This window comes from Butyrivibrio sp. NC2002 (assembly GCF_000702265.1).
Taxonomy (GTDB): domain Bacteria; phylum Bacillota; class Clostridia; order Lachnospirales; family Lachnospiraceae; genus Butyrivibrio.
The window spans coordinates 347,429-369,859 of sequence record NZ_KL370880.1 but is presented as its reverse complement, the minus strand read 5'-3'; the positions used below and the strand labels follow the sequence as shown (position 1 = coordinate 369,859).

14 protein-coding genes are annotated in these 22,431 nt (G+C 39.9%); all 14 read right to left on the bottom strand.

All coding sequences use genetic code 11. The features are described from left to right. Nucleotides 1–2 precede the first annotated feature (2 nt). The 14 genes from T543_RS08710 to T543_RS08645 all read right to left on the bottom strand — a co-directional run bounded on the left by T543_RS08710 (nucleotide 3) and on the right by T543_RS08645 (nucleotide 22,428). Nucleotides 3–452 (bottom strand): hypothetical protein, encoded by a 450-nt coding sequence (locus tag T543_RS08710; protein WP_035767633.1) that lies wholly within the window; start codon nucleotides 450–452, stop codon nucleotides 3–5. Continuing rightward, nucleotides 449–2,347 carry a hypothetical protein gene (locus tag T543_RS15240; protein WP_051638650.1) on the bottom strand — a complete coding sequence of 633 codons (1,899 nt, stop codon included), beginning with the start codon at nucleotides 2,345–2,347 and terminating at the stop codon, nucleotides 449–451. The genes T543_RS08710 and T543_RS15240 overlap by 4 nt, the downstream gene beginning before the upstream one ends. A 147-nt stretch (nucleotides 2,348–2,494) precedes the next feature. Next, nucleotides 2,495–3,526, bottom strand: coding sequence for a hypothetical protein (locus tag T543_RS08700; RefSeq protein WP_035767632.1), 1,032 nt, complete (start codon nucleotides 3,524–3,526; stop codon nucleotides 2,495–2,497). A gap of 12 nt (nucleotides 3,527–3,538) precedes the next feature. Further along, complete coding sequence (locus T543_RS08695; protein WP_035767630.1) at nucleotides 3,539–4,960, bottom strand: MBOAT family O-acyltransferase; 1,422 nt, start codon at nucleotides 4,958–4,960, stop codon at nucleotides 3,539–3,541. Between the two features lie 60 nt (nucleotides 4,961–5,020). Further along, nucleotides 5,021–7,387 carry an HD-GYP domain-containing protein gene (locus tag T543_RS08690; RefSeq protein WP_035767629.1) on the bottom strand — a complete coding sequence of 789 codons (2,367 nt, stop codon included), beginning with the start codon at nucleotides 7,385–7,387 and terminating at the stop codon, nucleotides 5,021–5,023. A gap of 6 nt (nucleotides 7,388–7,393) precedes the next feature. After that, nucleotides 7,394–11,662: a hybrid sensor histidine kinase/response regulator gene (locus T543_RS08685; RefSeq protein WP_035767628.1), complete on the bottom strand. Its 4,269-nt coding sequence runs from the start codon at nucleotides 11,660–11,662 to the stop codon at nucleotides 7,394–7,396. A 12-nt stretch (nucleotides 11,663–11,674) separates the two neighbouring features. Continuing rightward, a complete protein-coding gene (locus T543_RS08680; protein WP_035767627.1) occupies nucleotides 11,675–13,816 on the bottom strand; it encodes an HD domain-containing phosphohydrolase in 2,142 nt (713 codons plus the stop codon). A 147-nt stretch (nucleotides 13,817–13,963) separates the two neighbouring features. Further along, nucleotides 13,964–15,475 carry an alanine/glycine:cation symporter family protein gene (locus T543_RS08675; protein ID WP_035767625.1) on the bottom strand — a complete coding sequence of 504 codons (1,512 nt, stop codon included), beginning with the start codon at nucleotides 15,473–15,475 and terminating at the stop codon, nucleotides 13,964–13,966. Nucleotides 15,476–15,618: 143 nt separating this feature from the next. Further along, a complete protein-coding gene (gene rfbF / locus T543_RS08670; protein WP_035767624.1) occupies nucleotides 15,619–16,404 on the bottom strand; it encodes a glucose-1-phosphate cytidylyltransferase in 786 nt (261 codons plus the stop codon). A 149-nt stretch (nucleotides 16,405–16,553) separates the two neighbouring features. After that, nucleotides 16,554–17,978: a flagellin N-terminal helical domain-containing protein gene (locus tag T543_RS08665; protein WP_035767622.1), complete on the bottom strand. Its 1,425-nt coding sequence runs from the start codon at nucleotides 17,976–17,978 to the stop codon at nucleotides 16,554–16,556. A gap of 294 nt (nucleotides 17,979–18,272) precedes the next feature. After that, nucleotides 18,273–19,088, bottom strand: coding sequence for a hypothetical protein (locus tag T543_RS08660; RefSeq protein WP_035767620.1), 816 nt, complete (start codon nucleotides 19,086–19,088; stop codon nucleotides 18,273–18,275). Then, nucleotides 19,075–19,887 carry a HipA domain-containing protein gene (locus tag T543_RS08655; RefSeq protein ID WP_035767618.1) on the bottom strand — a complete coding sequence of 271 codons (813 nt, stop codon included), beginning with the start codon at nucleotides 19,885–19,887 and terminating at the stop codon, nucleotides 19,075–19,077. Before T543_RS08655 ends, T543_RS08660 begins: the two co-directional genes overlap by 14 nt. Nucleotides 19,888–19,998: 111 nt before the next feature. Further along, nucleotides 19,999–20,277: a hypothetical protein gene (locus tag T543_RS08650; RefSeq protein WP_035767616.1), complete on the bottom strand. Its 279-nt coding sequence runs from the start codon at nucleotides 20,275–20,277 to the stop codon at nucleotides 19,999–20,001. Nucleotides 20,278–20,595: 318 nt separating this feature from the next. Continuing rightward, complete coding sequence (locus T543_RS08645) at nucleotides 20,596–22,428, bottom strand: thiamine pyrophosphate-binding protein (protein ID WP_051638649.1); 1,833 nt, start codon at nucleotides 22,426–22,428, stop codon at nucleotides 20,596–20,598. Between the last annotated feature and the right edge of the window lie 3 nt (nucleotides 22,429–22,431).

Genomic DNA, 22,431 nt, shown 5'->3' with positions numbered 1-22,431 from the left:
TGTTATTCTGTCATTGAAATAACACTGTCAATAAGCTTCAATAGTTCAAGCACGCTTCTAAAGTGTATCTTCTTTTTTCCTTCATTCCACAAAACCTGACCCTGCCAGGATGTATACTGCCTGAATTTAACCTGTATAAGGAATGTGGCAATTTTTCCCTTAAAAGACTTCACGTCGCGGATCGGTTCTCTTTTTCTTATGGAATTGGGATTGTGATAATCATCCAGTCTGTTCTTTTTGCCAAACGTCCTGTATGATGTGGTTCTCTGCGGAAAATCCCAATTATCATAGAGCTTGTCCATGATAAGGACCATCTCATAAAAGTTGGTAAAGCTGATGGCCTCTTCTTCATAAGGAGTCCAGATAACCCCCTTTATATCCTTGTTTTCATAACTATCCACACATACGCAGACAAGATTTTTCCCGTATATGCGCTCCTTCTCGTCACTCATCTTATGTCTCGCTTTTCCTTTTTGTTTATTATAATAATCCCCATTATTACAGACAACACAATAATATATAATCTATGTCCCGCCTCAGTATGATCAGCGGTGTCACTTCTTCTTGCGCCAAGGACATTTTCATCTTCATTTATTTTATCAGAAGAATCTATTCCTGTTTCTCTGTTCGCACCAAGTACATTATTGGTATCCGGCGCAGGCTGCGTATTTACGGATGTAGTATCCGATCCGTTATCTGTGCTGCTTGCAGAATCACTTCCCGAATCAGTTGATGAATTCTCAGAAGATGCGTTTTCGGAAGAATTATTCTCCGCTTTGGTTACGCGAAGCTTGCCGGGTATCTTACTTATCTCATAATTTTCCTCAGATGTACCGGGATTCATAGTATAAGTAAAATAGTTATAGCTTACTCCCACAGCCTTCTGCTTGCCGGTTACATTGAATGAAGCTCCTTCTCCCTGTGCAAAACCGTCACCTGAAATCGTAACTTCATCATTGGTAAGCGCTTCTCCGTCATATTCTTTTTTGTCACTAGCTGATTTCAAAGTGACATTTCTTTTTTCTATAGTAAGTTTACCTGAAACAAATTCAAAATTAAACTGCGAGGTAACAACATTGCCGAAGGAATCCTTCACAACGGGTGAACCTGTGGTAGTTACTTCATATTCACCTGCATTTTTGCCAACGCCTCTTGAAGAAATACCGCTAACGGTAAATGCCGCGTTGCCGATTTCAAAAGAAATACTCTCTGCCGGGTCACCATTTCCGTTTACGCGAAACTCTGAATTACTTCTTCCCTCTGCGATAAATCCGGAAACTTCGTGTTCTGTTCCATCATATTTATACGTCCCGCTAAGGCCGGTAACAGTAAGTGTATACTTCTGAGAATCCAATCTGTCGATTACTTCTAATGTTCCACTCTCTTTATATTCAATATAGTCATAGTTGGATAAATCAGTTCCCTCATTTGGAATAACGTCGAAATTATTGGGGACAACTCCAACCTCAGTGATCGTTTCCGTAAAACTATATGTAGCACCTTCACCCGGTATGAATCCCTCTTCGACCTCGAGCCTTTCATCACCGTTTACAAGTGGTGTTCCATCGTATAGTTTTGCTATACTTGCAGATTTCAGCACAAGCTTTTTAGGTGTGATCGTTATATTTGTATTTACTAAAACTCTGATATCTCCAGTCACAGGAGTCATATCAGCGCTGTAAACGATAAAGCCGCCTTCTGCCTCAATTGCTCTGTTGCTTTCCGATACATTTGTCACAAAATAATCATTTGCATCAAAAGATGAAGCTTCAATGTAATATGTTTCTCCCTCATCTCCGGATGCAGTAACAACAAGCACTTCCGCGCTATCAACTGCGATAGTTTTAGTCGGAAGTACTACATAATGAGGCTGACCATCATACTCAAAGTTCAAAGGTGCTGCAGACACAGTAAGCATTGCAGCTCCTATATCAGAACTAAGCTCTTCGTCCATAGAAGCAGGCTCATTTTCAGATGCCGGATCGTTATCGGGTAATGGCTCGTTTTCCGGTAATGGAACAGATTCCGGTGCGGGATCGTTTTCCGGTGACGGATCAGATTCCGGTGTGGGATCATTTTCCGGTGCGGGATCGTTTTCCGGTGACGGATCAGGTTCCGGTGCGGGATCGTTTTCCGGTGACGGATCAGGTTCCGGTGCGGGATCGTTTTCCGGTGACGAATCAGGTTCCGGTGCGGAATCGTTTTCCAGTGACGGATCATCCCCGGGATCAGTATTGCCTTCCAAAGCCTCATCCTCAGAAGTATTTTCTTCCTCAGAAGTCTCCTCCAGCTCTTCACCAAGGCCGATTTCTTCCGCATAGGTCATGACGGGTGTATACAAAGCCATCGTAGTGACTGCTAAAAGCGATGCACTCGCTGTAAATATTTTTCTAACTAATTTCCCCTTCAATATATTGCCCTCGACATAAAAACCACTCTGTTTCGGCGGATATCATCTGAAAAGACAAAAATATCCATATACATTTTATCGTTTTTAGGATGCTAAATCAACAGTGCCGGATAGTCCCTTTTCCACTCTGTTATTTATGTCTTCTACATGTCTGTTCCAGGAATCATACCTTTTATCTGTGCGGTGATCAGGGAGGATGTCCCCATATTTTTCATACAGTATTTTTCCGAGATATTCCGTAAAAATACAGCTGCCATAGTGATTTAAGTGAGAGTGGTCATGAAAATGCTCATCAAAATTTAGTCCCATCTCATCCATCTCATAATAAAAGTTCCTGAAATCTATTCCATGCTGCGCTGCTATTTCTCCTACTCTGTTGTAGTTCTCCTGCTCATTTTCAAGGACAACGTAGGGAACAACCATGAAATAGAGCTTAATATCTCTTTTCTCACAGAAATTTATTATCTTTTCAAGGTACTCCTCAGTTTTTTTAGGGAGACTTCCCACAATATCAGTGTCGCAGTCTTCAGGTTTTTGCTTATTTACCCTGAAATGAGGAGCATATCCCTTAAAGCTCTCAAGGTCTTCATTTCCGATCATTTTATTAAAATCATCTTCCGTCAGTTCCTCGTATCTGTTGTGATATGAAACAAAATCAGGAAAATAATCATCATATCGATCCGGAGTCATGCTTGCAAAAAACAGCCCCATCTTGTTTTTTCCAAACCTGAGCCCCTGAAGATTTTCATATAAAAAATCATACTGATAGTCATCTGTAAATGCGCAGGGAGCATAAAAATCCATGACCACCACCTTAGGCTTTTGATGCTTGCAGGCTTCCTGAAGATAGTAATAGCTCTGCCACATTGTCTGCTCAGCTGCAGTGTAATCAAACGCAGATATACCATACTTTTCCCAAAGCATTGCTGTATTAACTCCGCAGTGCACATGGCTGGCCCCCATAAACAGAAGATCTATGGTATCGTCTTTTTGTTTGTACATTGCCCTCGCCTGCTTGATCCCGTGCTCGGAGTTCTCAGACAAAAGCCTGTCTGCCATTACAACAGACGTTATCAGTATTACAAAAAACAGAATATAAGAAACAATTTTTTTCATAACATCATCCCATCAAAACTGCATGTACATAAATCCGGTAATATCGGTTGACGGACCGTATGCACCAAATACAAGAATCACCATTATCATTACGTAAAAGCTAAAAAGCCTTGCCCCAAGCGGAAGCTGCGCAAGTATTTCGCCAAAATCCATGTTCTTTTTTTTGATCAGAATATCAAACGCGACCATCACGGCAATTGAAATAAGAAGTATCACTATCTGCACCATGGTCGTTTCTATCAGCGTAAGCTCTGCCTCAATCGTAGTATTGTTACCGGTTCCAAGGATCATGTATTTAAGGAACGTAATTGCCGATGAAAAGCTGCCTGAGCCAAAGAATATCCACGCAAAGGATACGCTGCAAAAAACAAGTATCCTCCTAATAACTGCACACACTTTGTTTTTCCAGATACCGGTCTTATCAAGCATCACATCTACTACTGAAAAAATGCCGTGCATCATTCCCCATACAAGGAAATTCATTCCGTTTCCGTGCCAGAGGCCACAGACTACAAACACAATAAATGTGTTCAGATACTTTCTAAAGCTTCCCTTCCTGTTTCCTCCAAGCGGTATATAGATATGGTCCTTTAGCCAGCTGCTAAGGGATATGTGCCATCTTCTCCAGAAATCAGACATGCTTTCCGCAAGATACGGCGCCCTGAAATTCTGAGTGAGTTTTATCCCAAAAAGAGAGGCAATACCAAGTGCGATTGATGAATATCCGGCAAAATCCGCATATATCTGGACGGTGTACATCAGACTTCCCACAACCAGCGACCATGATTCATGTGTACTTGGATGCTCTAAAAAGAACGGCGTATATGAAGCAAGTCTGTCCGCAATCATCAGCTTCATGAAATAACCATAGATAATATATGAAAATGAAAGACTTAATCTTTCTTCATCTAAAAACCTTATCTCGCTGATTTTTTTAAGCGAAGTCTGAAACCTCTCCATCCTCTCGATAGGACCGCTTAAAAACTTGGCAAAAAATATCTGGTACAGCAAAAATTCTGATAGCTTAGGAAACTCTTTGAATTTTTCTTTGTATGTTTCTACAAGAAAACCTATGCTCTGGAAAATGTAATAAGAAAAGCCAATAGGAATCACTATTTTTGAAAATGGTCCAAAAACCCCGTCCCCGGGGACCATTTTGTATACGCAAAGAGAAAGGATACAGAGAATGCATCCGAGAGTGCATATTGTTTTGGAAAGCCTGGGGTTATCGCTTCTATTCTTTGAAATCAGTTGTGCCATGAAATACACTATAGCCGTTGTAACAATAACGGTTATACATGCAGAAACAGAAAGCCTCCATATATAGAAAAGGCTTACTGCGCATAGAATATGTACCCTGAGTGATGGTTTTATAATATAGAAAAGAAACAGGCCGGCTGTCAAAAATAGCAGCGATGAAATCGTAAATGACATAGATATATTCCTTCCGCAAAAAATATACTCACGAGCAGGATTATACCATATAGTTTGTTTTTAATGCATTACTCTTATATCTGTTATAGCAACTTCATCCCCTGTCAGTGCAACATATACTTCAGAGGGCTCATCAAAAATAGTAGTGGTGTTGTCTATTTCTATTCCAAGATTTTCTGTTACAGTTGAGATTTTCTTTCCGCGTTTATAGAAGGCGACTTCGCACTCATCCCCTTCCTTTACCTGCATCTTCCATTTTTCCCATCCCAGGAATCTGCTGTTACGCTTCATTGTAAATTTATTCTCAGCCTTATCTTCCTCTCCTGATATCTCGCCGTTTAATTTAATAAGCGCATACTCTGTATATCCGGGTCCGTTTACCATGCCGTTCTCAGAATAGAAGATGACAATATAAGCACAATGCCAGACAAGCGTAGCCGACGGCAGGCTCATATAGTGGAAATAAAGCCTTAGATCATCCTCAAGCTTTATTCCTTTTGTGTACTCTGAGCGGGTTTTGTTGATCTGAATATTCGGAAGATCGGACTCAATCCTGTCAATGTAGCTAATGACATGAGAGATTCTCTTAAAATCTCCATCACACAGCTTCTCTTCCGTAGTAAGCACTTCTATGTTCTGGATAAAGCAGTTTTCACCTGTAATGCCTATATAAACCTCTTTTGATACATCACCGATGGCTACAGTGGCCTCCACTTTTCCCGCAGAGCAGGTCATTTGGATAGTTACATGATCTGAATATTTGGCAGCACATATCTCATAGATTCCCTCTGAAAATTCTCTGGAATCCGGATTGTTTCTGCTAAATACAACTTCCATGTTCCTAGCCTTTGTAGAGTTATAATGCCCATCAAACCATAGCTCACCATATTCATGATATTTATATGCGTCGATAGCCTTTGGATGATTATGAAAGTGCTTATTATATGAATCAAAAAGTATGATCGACGGAGCGGAAAACTTTCCTTCCGGCACTTTAATCTTCTCGCAATAAAACCTGATCTTGGTGAAATTCTCTGATAGCAGAATGCCGGTTGATACAGCGCTCTTATAGTTGCCGCACAAAAGCTCTTTTTCAAGATGATACTCTTCATCCTCTTTTCCGGCATTATCCTGATCCATTATATGTATCATCATGTCCGCAAATTCAGGGTCAAATACAGTACCTGCCGACTCCACAAATTCTTCCCTGACTATCGGATAAGGAAGTGCTTCTCTGTATCTTTTTGGAGTCATCTTGTAGTCATAAGCATCTGCAATTCCGATGATCCTTGCTATTTCCGGTATTTCCTTGCCTTTTAATCCCTTTGGATAGCCGGATCCGTCATATCTCTCATGGCTGAACAAAACTCCGTCCATAAGATATGGGTACTCAGATATTCCCGCAACTATCTCCGCACTTATTACAGGCTTTCTCCTAAGCTCTGCAGTTTCTTCCTCAGTAAGGTCCTCCTTCTTATCAAGAATGTAATCAGAAATCCCTATCGTTCCCACATCATGGAGAAGCGCAGCATAATACACTTCTTCACATTTATCCGGATCTTTTCCGGCCATCTCGGCAATTCTTCTGGCAATATTGGCAACTCTCTCGGAATGCCCCCTTGCAAAGACATCCTTCTTCTCAATAGCCATTACAAATGCAGTAGTAGTCTGATCAAAAAGCCTTTTCATGCGCTGCTCACCCTCTTTTAATTCACCAACTTCAATCTGGTGAGCTCTCACTACATCTTTATTTATATCGAGATATGTAAACACGTATAGGGAAATAGATACAAGGACCATCGCCATATTTACAATTGATAATCCATAAGCAAATACCTGGATTATAGCTGCGATAATAGGCACAAAAATATAAAGAACAAGTGATATATATGTCAGCTTACTGAATTTCTTTTTGTTCTCTCTTATGACAGAATACTGGACAAAAGGTCCTATTATGGGTATCAGATAACTGATCAGAAATCCCGGACCTCTATGGTAGACATTATTCTCATCAAAGTAATAAAAAGTGCCTGTAAACTGTGAGAGCACAACAAGAAGCATGCCCACTATAGCTGCAGCTGCTACAATGTAAAGTCTGTAAGGCACATAAGTGGTTTTTCCTCCATCTGTGACAAGATCAATAAGATAAACATCAAACGTAAAGACGATCGCAGAGGTAAGTAAGAATACAAAGAAATTACTTACACGCACCATAATATATGCCTTCCTGCTTGTGTCTCCGGAATACAAATATGCCATTCTGTCCGAAAAAAGCAGCAAAGTTGCAATGAACTCCATACAGATAAGTATTATCTTTCTTCGCTTTCCAAGAAACTGCGTAAAAAACAGCAATATCGCAAAAGAAATACAAGCTGCGGAAAGCCCAAGCATAATATCCAATTGGTAAGTTCTGATAAAATCAAACATTCCTTGTCAGCTCCTTGCAATTTTGTCCTTAATCAGTGTTTCCATTGCATCATAGTCAAGTTTTTTCAGGAGTTTAGGCAACTGATCAAATATTGCAGCATCATCCTCCGGGAGTTTATACTGCGATATATTATCAAGCACCATTTCTATAGAATCATAATCCATCTGCGGAACAAGTTCTGAAAGCACATTGTATGCATCCATAAGCTCATCTTCTGGGATCAGGTCTTTATCAGCATCTGATTCTTCTTGTTTGATTCCGGCAAGTTTTTCCTTATACGCTGCATACTCGGATAGCATTATCTCGGTGTTAGCATCTATATATGTCATATCTTGCTTATTGCCTGCATCTTCAAGTTTTGCGCACAGTTCTGACAAGTGCGCATCTCCAATGATCCTTGCTGAGCTCTTAAGAGCATGCACTTTGATAGTATAGAGTCTGATATTTCCTTCGTTGTAGGCATCTTTTATGACTTTGGTATTTTCATCTATCGTGTCATAGAAGAGGTCTAACGAGAACAAGAATCCGGACACACCGCCGGAATTTTTGATTCCGTCTTCGACAGAGATACTCTCCACATCATAGATCCACTTCATATTTTCAGGAATCTCTGTTATCTCCTCTACAGCTTCTATGTCCTCCGGCTTCTCCATCATTGACTCCGGAATATGTTGCATTATAGTTCTCTCTAACGTATTTACATCGATCGGTTTAGAGAGATAGCCGTTAAAGCCTTTTGACTTGTAGAACTCTTCTCCTGCCACCGCGTTAGCAGTCAGCGCATAGACAGGAAGATCCGGCTTTATCTCCCTTATTATCTGGAGAGTTTCCACGCCATCAAGTCCCGGCATCATATGGTCAAGAAGTACAACATCAAAATGATTATCTTTAATTTTATCGATGGCATCTGCGCCACTATCTGAGGTTGTAACAAAAACTTTGGTTGCTTTTAAAAGTCCCTTTATGACATTGAGGTTCATCGGGTTGTCATCTACAACCAGAATGTCAGCATCAGGCGCGATAAACTTAGGCACATACGGTCCTGCTGCAACTTCTTTATCATGCTCAATAAATACACCTATAGGAGATGCATCTACAATTTTCTGATTAAGGGTCAGTATAAATTCAGATCCTTGGCCGTATACACTCTCACACCATAATTTTCCGCCCATAAGTAGCGCAAATCTTCTTGATATATCGAGTCCCAGACCTGTTCCCTGTATTGCACTATTTTTCTCTTCATCAAGTCTCTCGTATGCTGTAAAGAGTTTTTCCATGTCCTCTTCTTTTACGCCCATTCCGGTATCTTTTACAGAAAATCTAAGACTTGCTGTATCATCCTGCCTTTCATCCATTGATATGCACAGCGAAAAACCGCCAAGACTCGTATACTTTAGAGCATTGGTAAGAAGGTTCAGTACAATCTGCTTAATTTTTCCGACATCGCCATACATTTTCTTTGGCAAAAGTTCATCAACTACAACATCAAAGGTCAAACCTTTTTCAGTACTTCTGGTCCTGATCATAGACACTATAGAGCGCACCATGTCCTGCGAGTCATACTCCTGCTCAACAAGGTGCATTTTGCCTGATTCAATCTTGGAAATATCAAGAAGGTCATTGATAAGACCAAGAAGCGACTCGGAAGCATTTCTTATATCAAATGAATAATTGATCACAGAGAGGAAGTATCCCTTTGGCACATTTGTATGGTCTTCACGCATTATCATTTCATTCATACCCATAATGGTATTTATGGGCGTACGTATCTCATGTGAGATATTTGCAAGGAATCTCGACTTGGCAGAATTAGCCCTCTCTGCATCTTCTTTTGCCTGTCTGATCTCATCATACTGTCTCTTTATTACAGTAAGACCCATAACTCTCCATACTATAAAACCACCTACCAGTAACACGATTACAAACGTAAGAAGTCTGACCACAAACAACTCACGGATTCTTGGGACTTTATATATAGAGAATGCTTCATCCTGCAAAATTTCCTTGGTAGCATTGTCAAGGATCTGAATATGAAGCGTATAGTTGCCGTAATGAAGGCCTGTATACTCAAGCTGAGTCAGTTCGCTTCTGTGCATGGATATCCCTTGATCGGGCCCTCCTTCAAGATACATATTAACCATCGGATTTATCAAAGTATAATCCATTACAGCAGCTGCTATCTGTACTCTGTTACTTGAAGCAGGTATACGATATACACCTTTTTCATCACATGTGATCTTAGTATCATCACAGTAAATACTGCCTACTTTTACGAGGACTTTTTCGCTTTGCTCATAATAGTTCCTGATATTTACCTTGATCACACCATTTCTTCCGGGGACATAGATATTACCATCATTATCGCATGCACCGTCAGAGTTGCCGGTTATTGAATAAGGCAGTCCATTTGCCATATTGTAGAGCCTATAGTCTGTGATATTATCATTGACCAGTTCTTCTGCATTTATCATGTAGAGGCCGTAAGATGAAGTAATCCACGCATTGTCTTTTTCATCAAAGAAAATGTCATAATTATTGGTATTAGGGAACGAAGAAATATTGGTAAGCACACCTCCCTTTAAATACTCTATTGAATTCGAAGTGATGATCCATACCATATCCCTTACTTCGTCTTTTCTCAGTTTTATGATCACATCACTTTTAAGACCTGTCGTCTTGTCTATTTTGCGTATGACATCACCATCTATCGCATATATTCCATCTCCGTCAGAACCTGCAAGAATTACTCCGTCATCCATCTCAGTTATTGAGTGGATAACAGGATTTTTTATGCCGTTACCGGCGCCTAGAGATTTTATAACTATCCTGTCTCTGATAATTGCAATACCACCGTTTGTACCAGCTATGATGTCTCCGTTAGTAGCTTTATACAGGCATCTTATCTGGTCACTTGGAATATTGTTATATGTTGTATAAGAAGTAACATTTCCATCTTCCCACTGGCATACAAGTCCCTTATCGTGAGTAAAGGTTCCCACCCATAGATTCCCGGAATTATCCTCAGCAAAACACCTGACTCTGGCTTCTCCAATATATTTTGTCAGATCATCCTCTATTCTTCTTCCGTTTTTCCCAATGATCCTAAGACCGGTGTCAGTTCCAATATACAATCTGTCATTGTATTCAAATGTAGCATTTACCGTTTCCTCGGGAAGGCCAACTGTATAACTAAGATCAAGAAAATTGTTGGCTACAAGCTTCATAACTCCCCGGGTTGATGACGCAAACCACATATTTCCCTGATAATCCGATGTCATCATCTCTATCCCGCTATCAAGCGGAGTGTTATATAGCTGACTAAAACGCTTATTTTCGTTTATGTATCCGACTTTGCTTGTTGATGCAACCCATACTCTTCCGCAGTCATAGCTTATCCAGTGAATGCTTGTAAGTGGCTCCACATTTATATTCATCATATGGAGAGCATCATCACCAAATTTTCCATAATATACAGAGCTATCCTCTGTTCCTAAATATATTTTCCCAGGAATCTCAGGATCAGCCATAATAGTAGTTATGGTATCCATTCTAAGATTCCTGCTTTCGTATATTTCCGTGATCTGGCAGTTGTCTATTGCAAAAATAGCTCCTCCGGAAGTCTGCCCAAATATTCTTCCGGCAGCATCCTTATCAAGTTTAAGAACTCTTGACTTGTTTATTCTCTCATTATCAACTGCATGGACTACCATGTTTTTGTCGATATAACATACACCTGATGTAGTTCCCACAAAAACATTCCCGTCATTATCTTCCTCAAAAATGCGAATGGAAGATGAAGGAAGGCCTTCCGCTTCAGTGATGTGTATAGTCTCTTCTCCATCTACCACAACAATACCATCATCATTGGTTCCAACCCATATTCTGCCCTCGCTGTCTTCAAAAAATGCTCTGGCACTTGTAAGTCCACTTGAAGTATCATATTTCTCAAAGATCGATCCGTCATATTTAAATACTCCGCTATAGCCTCCGATCCATACATAACCATCACTTGCCCCAAGCAAAAACATCGCATCCGATGTGGGCAGACCATTTGATGCATCATATATTTCAGCTGTGTACCCTACATTTTTGATCTGGCCTGTTGCCGCATAGCCTCCACCAAATGCTGTATACTCGTTTTTGTTTTCTTCTATCTCATCCGCAGTCTGGTTTTGCGCATATGAAACAAAGCCCGCGTGCACACCCGAAAATAGCAGACACAGGAAGGCCAGCAGCAGAGCCTGATATTTAATTATCTTAAATCTGTTTCTCAAAGCCGTCCTCCATCAAACATTTCTGCCACGATTATACTTGCCGATAACCACTTTTATTTCCGGAACCGACTCAACAAACACTTCTACGCATTTTGGATCAAACTGCGTTCCGGCACCTTCTCTGATAAGCGAGAGTGCTTCCTCAACGGAAAGCGCAGGTTTATACACTCTCTTGGAAGAAAGCGCATCAAAAACATCTGCAACAGCCATTATTCTTGCAGACAGAGGAATGACTTCTCCATGCAGGCCATCAGGATAGCCCTTTCCATCCCATCTTTCATGATGGTAGGCAGCCATATTTCTGGCCTCTTTTAGGTAGTTTTCACCCTGTACGGTGTTGATAGCTTTTTCAATTATGTTTCTACCTATAACTGTATGAGTTTTTATTATCTCGTATTCCTCAGGTGTCAATTTACCGGGTTTGTTAAGAATCTTGTCAGAAATATTTATTTTTCCGATATCGTGAAGAGGTGCACTGGTAATAACATCAGAAGCAAACTTAGGACTTATCTTTTCAGCATAATAGCCCTTTCTCTTTAGTCCTTCGATTATTATCCGCACATACTCAGAAGTCTTCTGAACATGTGCTCCCGTATCTGAATCCCTGTTTTCAACAAGGTCCGCCATAGTAATGATAAGACCTTCCTGCATCTTCAGGGTTTCATCCGAGAGTCTTCTGACACTTCTTATCTTCTCGGTTTGTTCCATGGCCATTTCACACACTATGCGATATAATTTTTCAACCTCATCACCGGTGCGTACGTCAATTGAACGCATTTTACGAACCGCATCATCAAGTTTTCGCTGGTCATCTCCTGCTTCAATAAACATTTCTACGCTCTTCTCAATACTGTTTATCGGGTAAACCAAATTAGTCCCTGCTACCCACAGACCATATGCCAGGATCAATATGAAAAATCCCGCCATTATAAAAATAACGCGAAGCAGGAAATCCCACATATAACCTGTCATATACGTAAGTGAAACATCAGCTCCCGCATATGCTCTGCATATTCCGTTAGCATCTCTTATTGGATAGTAAGCAGTAAGGACCCATCCATAAACACTGTTTTTTTCTACAGTATCTATCTCTTCTCCTGCAAGGAGCTTATCCCTGTAGGGTTCAAACTCCTCTTCCAACTCGGTAAAAAGCCCCGGACTATAGCCCTCTTCATCATCCGTATCAAGATCAAATGCCCAGTAATAGCCCTCATTTCTTACCTGAACGACATATAGATACTTCACTCCTTGTGCGTTATCACGGATTTTTGTGAGCATGTCTTCTGTTTCTTTGTATCCCCTAGCATCTTCGCCGTATTGTATATATTCATCTATCATGTCAGCATCAACAACAGAAGCAGCGAATTCTGCCGCATGCCTTGCATTTTCTGCCTTTTCTTCCTTGTATCTCTCATAATACAGATTAATTCCGACACAACACATGATAAAAGTCAGTGCAAGCGAACATCCAAGAAGCATAAAGACCATTCTTGCTTTAACACTTTTTTTCAGATTTCCACTGACAGATTTCAGATTTTTGGCTTCATCTACGGACAATGGATGCTGCTTCCAGCCACTGTTTTTTATTCTTATTGCGATATTTTCAGGGAGGATATGCCTAATAAGCATAGCTATGAAAAAACAGAGAATTTTATCAACCAGATTAAGAAGAATATTGAGACTCAGGAAAGCAATTACTTCATTGATTCCTGTAGCACCGGAAACAACATCGATAAATGAAACCACAGCCGCAAGCTGAGGCTTTCCAAATGCTCCCCATTGAAGAAGACCACTTATAAGTCCTGCACTTATTCCGGTAATAAGTACATACTTAGTAACAGCTTTAAAGCTTTTAAATGAACGTTCTCTTGCATACCAGGCGGTAAACATTGCAATAAAAGCATTGATAAAGCCAAAATATATAGTCTCGTGATTAAAGATCGCGCCAAAGACGTTGGACATGACAGCGGTCATTATTCCCGGGAAAATGCCGCCAATAGTCGCTGCTGCGATCGTACCTGCTGTATCAAAAAAAATCGGGAAACCGGTTCTATACGCAATAAATGACAGCACAAAGTTAAGCGCAATACATAAAATGGTAAAGAATGCGCGTAACAGGCTGTCATAGTTTGATTTCTTCAGAAAAACCTTCACCGTATATCCTCCGAAGCAAAAATAAATATTTTCAGATGCCCGATTTTATATGCCTTTGTTGCTATTTTATCATTAAAACATCTACTCTTGCTTCGGTTTATCGTTTTTTTATATATCTTTAACTGAAACTTTCCACATATTGGGAGGTCAGGCCTCCTTCTCTTCATAATTGGAAATCTCATTCATGTGGAGTATCTGGATCTCGTCTATAGCAGATAGCATCGGCTTAACATTTTTCCCTCGGAATTTTCTGTCTACATAATTGGATGTGATCTTCATAACTGTTCCGCTAAGTGAAACCACACCTATCAGGTTGGGAATAGCCATGAGTCCGTTGAAAGTATCTGAAAGATCCCATGCAAGAGTCAGATCCATTGTTGCACCAAATACTATGAATACAACAAAGACTATCTTATAGAACTTCATATTCTTTCTACCAAAGAGATACTCAAATCCCTTACTGCCATACTGGCTCCAGCTAAGGACTGTTGAAAATGCGAAAAAGAGAATTGCTATAGCAATAAATGCAGATCCAAATCGTCCATATACAGTTGAGAAAGCTTCTGCTACAAGTGCGGTGGATACCTGATCAGAGATGACAACGCCTGTATCAAGATCGACAAGACCACTTGATAATACGGCTACCGCTGTAATAGTACATACGAGCATTGTGTCGGTAAACACCTCAAAAATGCCCCACATTCCCTGAATAACAGGTTCTCTGACATTAGAACTCGAATGAACCATAACGGATGAGCCAAGACCTGCCTCGTTGGAGAACACGCCTCTCTTCATTCCCCATTGAACAGCCATAGCTATTCCGCTTCCTACAATTCCACCTCCTACAGCTCGCATTCCAAATGCACCTTTGAATATCGAAACAAATACAGGTCCGATCATTTTGTAATTAACAGCGCAAACTACACCGGCTCCCAAAATATACAAAATAGCCATGAACGGCACAAGTCTCTCCGCTACTGTAGCTATTCTCTTAAGACCTCCCACGATTATCAGACCCGCAAGGATCATAAGAAGCATTCCAGTAACGACATTAGGTATTCCAAATACTGTACTCATATTTACCGCTATTGAGTTGATCTGTCCCATGTTTCCGATTCCAAATGAAGCGAGAATGCAGAACACACTAAATAATGCCGCAAGAACAGCACCTATTGTTTTGCATCCCTTCTTCGAACCAAAACCATCTCGCAGGTAGTACATTGCTCCGCCGCACCACTCGTTTCTCTCATTACGTCTGCGATAGTATATACCAAGTACATTCTCTGAAAAATTAGTCATCATTCCGAAAAAGGCGACAACCCACATCCAGAAAATCGCTCCGGGGCCACCTGCCGCGATCGCTGCTGCCACACCGGCAATATTACCGGTTCCGATCGTAGCAGCAAGAGCTGTGCACAGACTCTGAAACTGGGATATCTGCGTATCTTCTTTTTCGGTATGCGCAGTAATATGCTTATTACTAAATATTCCGCCTATAGTATTCTGTACCCAGTGCCTAAAATGCGTAATCTGGAAAAACTTAGTGAGACAAGTCATCAAAATCCCTGTTCCCACAAGTAGGATCAGCATCGGCAATCCCCACACGAAACTGTTAACAGCACTGTTTCCTTTTTCAACGATCGACAAAAAGTTTTCCATTTTTCCTCACTTTCCAACTCCGAACCAATATACAGCAAAAGGGCATCCATGAATATCATGAAACGCCCTTGTTTCTTGTTCTGTATAATATCACATTTTTACGGGTTACGGAAGTATAATTATGCAAATTATGCAGAAAAATATTAATTTTTATTTTCCCAGATCATCCAGGGAGCACTGCCTTTGGCCACTAGTTCTTCCAAAACGTCATGCTCTCTTTTATTATCCATGCACTGCCAAAATCCCTTATGAGAATATGACATAAGTTCTCCTATACCGGCAAGTCTCTCCAGCACATCTTTTTCAAATACTGTGTTGTCACCCTCTATCAGCCTGAACACCTCCGGTTGAAGAACCATATACCCTGCATTTATCGGCATGGAATCTGCAACCCTTTTTTCTCTGAATGCTCTGACTGAGTTATTTTCAGCGATATCAAGTATTCCCTTTTCCTGATCGAGAAGCACAGAAGTAAGTGTCGCGATTTTCCCATGCTGCTTATGAAACTCAAGCAGGCGCCTTATATCAACATCACATACTCCATCGCCATAGGTCAGCATAAAAGGATTATCGCCTATATATTTCTGAATTCGCTTAAGTCTTCCACCTGTCATGGTATTAAGGCCGGTATCAACTACAGTAACCTTCCAGGGCTCAGTTCGAATGTCATGAAATTCTATGCTGTAGGTATCAGCCAGGTCATAAGTTACATCTGACGTATATAAGAAATAATCTCCAAACCACTTCTTTATTATGTGCTGTTTATAGCCCGCACATATAACAAACTCATTGAAGCCATAGTATGAATAATACTTCATGATATGCCATATGATCGGCATTCCGCCAATCTCTATCATCGGCTTTGGTTTATATCCAGACTCTTCTGAGAATCTGGTACCCTGACCACCTGCTAAAAGAACAACTTTCATAAATCCCCCTCAAAAAACACAGATATATTCTTGTCTTTTATTATAATCGTTATTTCGATTATTATGTATAAAAAAACAATAAACAACATGAAAAGGCGCCCTTCTTTCGAAAGGCGCCTTGATTGATCTTGAATAAAGCTTTATATTTATTAGCCCTGGAGTAGTGACATAACACCCTGTGTACTCTGATTTGCCTGTGCAAGCATTGACTGGCCTGCCTGTGCAAGAATGTTGTTCTTGCTGTATGTAACCATCTCTTCGGCCATATCTGTATCACGTAGTCTACTCTCAGCTGCTGTTGTATTTTCTACTACGTTATCCAGGTTCTTGATCGTATGCTCTAATCTGTTCTGGATAGCACCGAGTTCAGATCTCTGATCTGATACTGTCTTAAGAGCATCTTCGATAGCATCAATTGCGTAGGTTGCAGCAATTCCAAGGCTATCTGTTACTGTCAGGTTCTGGATTCCCAGGTTAGCGGCATTCATTACCTGTACGTCCATGAGAATCTTGTTAGTCATGTCTGCATCAGATCCTACGTGAAGCTGAAGTCCTAAGTCCTTAGGCACTCTTGCTGTGCCCTTGCAGATTGAGAATGTATACTTAGCTTCTCCGTTAGTTGCACCTGATATCGGAGTACCATTAAAGTCTCTGCAGGATACCTTTACCATGTTAACCTTATTACTGTCTACACCTATAAGATTTGCCTGTTTAAGAGCATCATCAATCTTTCTAAGTGCTGTCGATACAAGAATGTTCTTGTCAAGATTAGCATCAACTGCAACTCTGGTGCTCTGTGTAGTAGGTGTTCGAACCTGAGCACCGTCAACTACCATAGCCTGTAACTCCTCAAGAGAGTACTCCTGGTCACCAACCTTAAATACACTTGTTGTACTATCGTATGTGCTAAGAGCTTTAACATAAGTTGTTCCGTTAATTACTACAGATGATCCTGCGGTAAGTGCATCAGAGATATCACCCTGGATTTTGCCGATGGTATCTGAAGTTTTATCATACATATGGTACATCTTACCCGCTATCTTTATGTCATCACTCGTCTTAAGGTAGCAGGTAAATGTTCCGTAATCTCCCAGGTCTGCTATTGTTCCGGCGAGACCTGCATCATGTGTATTCATATATTTATTATAGTTTCCGGTGCCTCCTCTAAGAAGGTAGGTCTCGTTAAACTTTGTTGTCTCTGCAACTCTGTCAATTTCGGTTGTAAGCTGAGTTATTTCGTTCTGGATAGCATCACGGTCTGTCTTACTGTTTGTTCCGTTAGCTGCCTGAACTGCAAGCTCATTCATTCTCTGAAGCATATCGTGTACTTCTGTAAGTGCACCTTCAGCTGTCTGTACAGCGCTTACACCATCATCAGCGTTTGTTGATGCTCTGTCCAAGCCTCTCATCTGCTTACGCATTTTCTCACTGATCGATAAGCCTGCTGCATCATCTGCTGCTCTGTTAATTTTATAACCTGAGGAAAGTTTTTCTGAAGACTTTGCCTGCATTCCTGTAGTAATGCCAAGCATTCTATTAGAGTTCATCGCCGTCATATTATGCTGGATAACCATATTATACCTCCATGTGGGTGCAGTCTCTCCCTCTTATCCTTAGAGTCTGAGCCTGCTGCTTGATTCTTTGTTTCAAAATAATAGTTACTTATTAAGTTGAGTGCGCTCCCACATCGATCATCCTTGACGATGTTTTTTTGTTTTACACTCTATATATCGTTCGGTTTTTTATTTACTTAACCCCTTTTTGAAATTTTTTTTGAAATTTTATTTCATTTTATCCGTTCGTCATATAAAAAAGCGAAGAAACGCAGTATTTATGCGCATCTTCGCTTTTCGTTTTTTTTGAATTATTTATTCCATTCGTTTTCTATCCACATCACCCTTTAAAAATAGATTTTCATTTCCACCTGTTTTTATAGGATGAAGGGCATCTGTTTTGATCATATATGCAAGATTCTGCCTTGTACATTCAAATAACAGACAAGCTTCTTTTGTACTTAAAACATTATTCCCGGCAAAAGAATAGAAATCATCAGCAGTAACATCCAATTTCTTTAATACAGATAATAAGGATGTTTTATCTACTGTAATACTATCGTTGAATACAATTCCATATCCTCCGGCATCAGCTCTAAGCGTAGAAAGTAACCGTTCATTGTCAATAACGGATCTGATCTTACTATTAAATGTAATTAAATCAGACACCTTACCTGCAAAAACACCACCATCTTCACATATACATACTATTCTGTCTTTTCCTGACAAAAAGCACTCTTTAATATTTGTTTTTTGCCTTTGTTTAACCCAATCAGGAAGTTTGTCTTCTTTTATTTCTTTTATATAACATTCATCCTGAGATGATCTGCCTTTTCCAAGAGCAAGTATCTTAGCCTCATTATATTCTGCAAGTTTATGAGTTCTTAAAATCATCCCCAGATTTTGGCGCCCGCAAGGAAGTACGCGCTCCTTTACCCATAATGCTGCAGCTTCTTTGGGAATAGTATATATACCTTTTTTTACATAATATGTAAACAAAAGAGGGGCCTCCCACTCCGTCAGCCCATGCCGTAGCTCTATAACAAAAGCATCAGCTTTCTCATAATATAATAGAAATCCTATCTCTTTTGTTCGACTAATATATTCATCAAAGATTTCATAGACTTTCATAGTAACACCACCTTGAATATATCATGTCCCATATTTTATCCATATGTGCTTTTGTAATGACTCCGTCAAGATCAGCAAATAGCTTTTTCTTATCTGCTTTTACCAGCTGCTTATCAAATACCTTTTTCTTATCTTTGATCAGTGCCAAATTCTCTAATGTGGATCTGCTTCCTATGAAATTGTGACAGGGAATATCTTTCATAACATCAAAATCTTTTATCTCTGCTTCTGATAAACACGAATAAAGAAGAGATAAACCATGATCAAAAAACGGTGCTATTCGTAATGTGCGTTTTTTCGAATCTCTTAGAATTTCAATATTTGCTCCATGCCTGTCTCGATTTAATATAAGGAAATCAACGGCAAGCATTGTATCTATATATTTTCCCCATCCATTTTCCATGCAAAAGTCATATCTGCTGATTCCATCTTCTGCTTGTATCTGATAATAATCATCTAATGCAGATTTTGACTCACCCTTTTCTTTAAAATCAGTCGAAACGCAAAACCATGTATCGTAAGCTTTGCCATCTATATCAACATCACCATGAATTAGTTTATATTCCAAATGCTCTACTCCGAGAATTGTAAGAAGCCTATCTACAATAATCTCATTTACACATTCATGACCAATAATTCCTTTTTCACTATCAAATAGTGAAAGCTTATAATATCTCTTTCTCCCGTCTATAGTTTCTTCTGCTTTAAGAAAAGTACCGGTAGTTCCACTGGAACTCCTTACATGAGACCAGTTTAAATATGTGTAATCCTTCTTATTTACAATTACTTTTTCATCCATAGAAGATTTCCTCCTACGAACAAATTAGCATTTTATTTGACGTTCGTCAAATAAAAAGAGCCAGTCCTTCAAGACTGACCCTCATAAACTTGGGAAACCTTCACGAAAATCTTATGCTTTTACAGTTTTCATCTTCTCAATGATCAAATATACGTCATCAGCAGATCCCACTTCCTTAATGGCATTAATAACTCTTTTCACATATTCTGATGGTTCGTCGAGCTCATCTGCAATTGTCTCTGCATCTTTACCATCAGAGTATTTCTTTGATATTTTTTCCACAAGAAGTTGTTCTTTCCCTTCTTCTCTTCCTTCTTCTCTTCCCTGCATTCGTCCAATATTTCTCTCTGCTTGTACGTCAAAACCTTCCCAATCATCCCAAAGTCCCATACTTTTTCTCTCCTTGATCTGATCTACCATTTCCCAGATTTCGTTTTCCGGGACGTTCTGCTTACGAAGAACTACTGCTATTACTCTTGCGATTGTATCAAGTACATCACTTGGAGAATTCTTTTGGATATTGTCAAGATAACCTTCCGGGAACCCTTCCTCTACTATAAATCCATTTTTTTGGCATTCTCCACAGATTCATGGTTATGTTCAAGTCCAATGACATCTCCACCTGCGGCCTGCATGAATGACATAAACTCACCGCTCCCGGCACCCACTTCCAATATCCGTTTATCTTTAAGATTATAATTATCAATATTAGCAAGTTTGTTTCTTTATATCAGATACTACTGTAGCTTCATGTTGCATCTCAGCATATATCCTATCTAACTCTTCCTTCGGCAAAAATGGATACGGATTCTCCAAAAGAGCTGAAATTCTGTTGCCATTCTCATCTAAGCTGGAAATACATTTAGGAATCTCGTCAAACAATATTGAACCTACAAATTCGCATATTACTGCCCCTTCTGTATTCATAGCCTTATCAACAATAGAACTAATTTCCTCATTTCTTTCTATGCGATAATATTGGATTCCATAAGCATCTGCAACTTTAGCTAAATCAGGCATTGTAACACCACTATCCGCATCACACCCCACATGGAAGCCATCAAAATTCCTATCTTGCATAGTTGAAATAGCAGCATAGCCTTCATTGTGAAAGATAAACATTTTTGCATTTATTCCGTTATGCACTATAGTCTGAAGTTCCTGAATGTTTAGCTGCAAGCTTCCATCGCCTTCAAACATAATAACCCTGCCATTTCCCGAAGCATAATATGCTCCAACAACAGAAGGAAGCGCAAATCCCATTGAGCCAAACCCCATTGAAGATATTGTCCTTTGACCTTTTTTGTGCTTGAACGCGATATGACCTGCTGTGTTACATCTGCTGGTGGAAGATATAACAATGGTATCATCACTATTGCATTTTTCTGATACCGCAAATGTAAGTTTATAGAGGTCAACACCTGTGCTGCTAACAGGCTGTTTCTCATTTTCAAGTGGATACTTGTTTTTTATTTTCTTACAAAAAACTCTCCAATCCTCGAATTCATTTGAGTCAACCTGACCTATTTTTGTGCATAATAAATTAAGGAAATCTTCTACCATGCAACAAACTTCAACCTTCTGTGGCATGTTCAACTTCCTGATTTCATTCTCATCAATATCGACTATATATTTTTTCGCCCTGAAAGCAAAATGTTCCTCGCTAAAAGCAGTAATCATATTGTCGAGCCTGCTGCCCAAAACACATACGAAGTCTGCAGCCTGTGTGATCAAATTAGAATATCTTCTAGCCTGGAGACCGGGACTACCAAAAAATAACGGATCATCATCATCCATCAAAAAAAGCGCGCGCCATGTAGTCACTACAGGGATCCGCATTTTATCGTTTATTTCTTCAAACAATTTACTTGCTACCTTAGAAGTGCATCCATGCCCCAGAATAAACAAAGGTCTCTTTGCTCTTTTTAAATCACTTACAAAACTCTCAGTTATGCCATCCAATTGCTCTATTGTAATGTATCCGGAATCTGACTCTATCGCATATTGCTTTAGCTCATCAGGTTCTATATCCTCGTTCTGTATATCTAATGGGATATCAATCCAAACCGGTCCTTTTCTTCCGGTTGTTGCCTCATAATAAGCCCTTTCCAGGTGATATCTGATATCCGAAGCCTCCATAACTGTTACTGCATATTTTGTGACAGGCTTTGCCATAGAAATAATATCATTTTCCTGCGCGCCAAACTGCCTAACACCTCTAAGTGAAGCAAAATCTGCTCTTTTAACTTGTCCTGATATAAATATCATAGGTGTCGAATCTACGAAAGCTGCACCAGCTGCAGTAAGTGCATTTGTTCCTCCAGGACCGGTTGTAACAAGGCATACTCCCAATCCATCATTGTACATCCCGTAGCCTTGAGCAGCTATAGCAGCAGCCTGCTCATGATGGCAACATACATAATCTATATTACTTCTTCCCAGCGCATCCACCAGATACATTATTCCGCCACCACTAAGCATAAATATATGTTTAACATCATTTTTTTCAAGAAACTTCATTACATAATCAGCAACACGCATCAC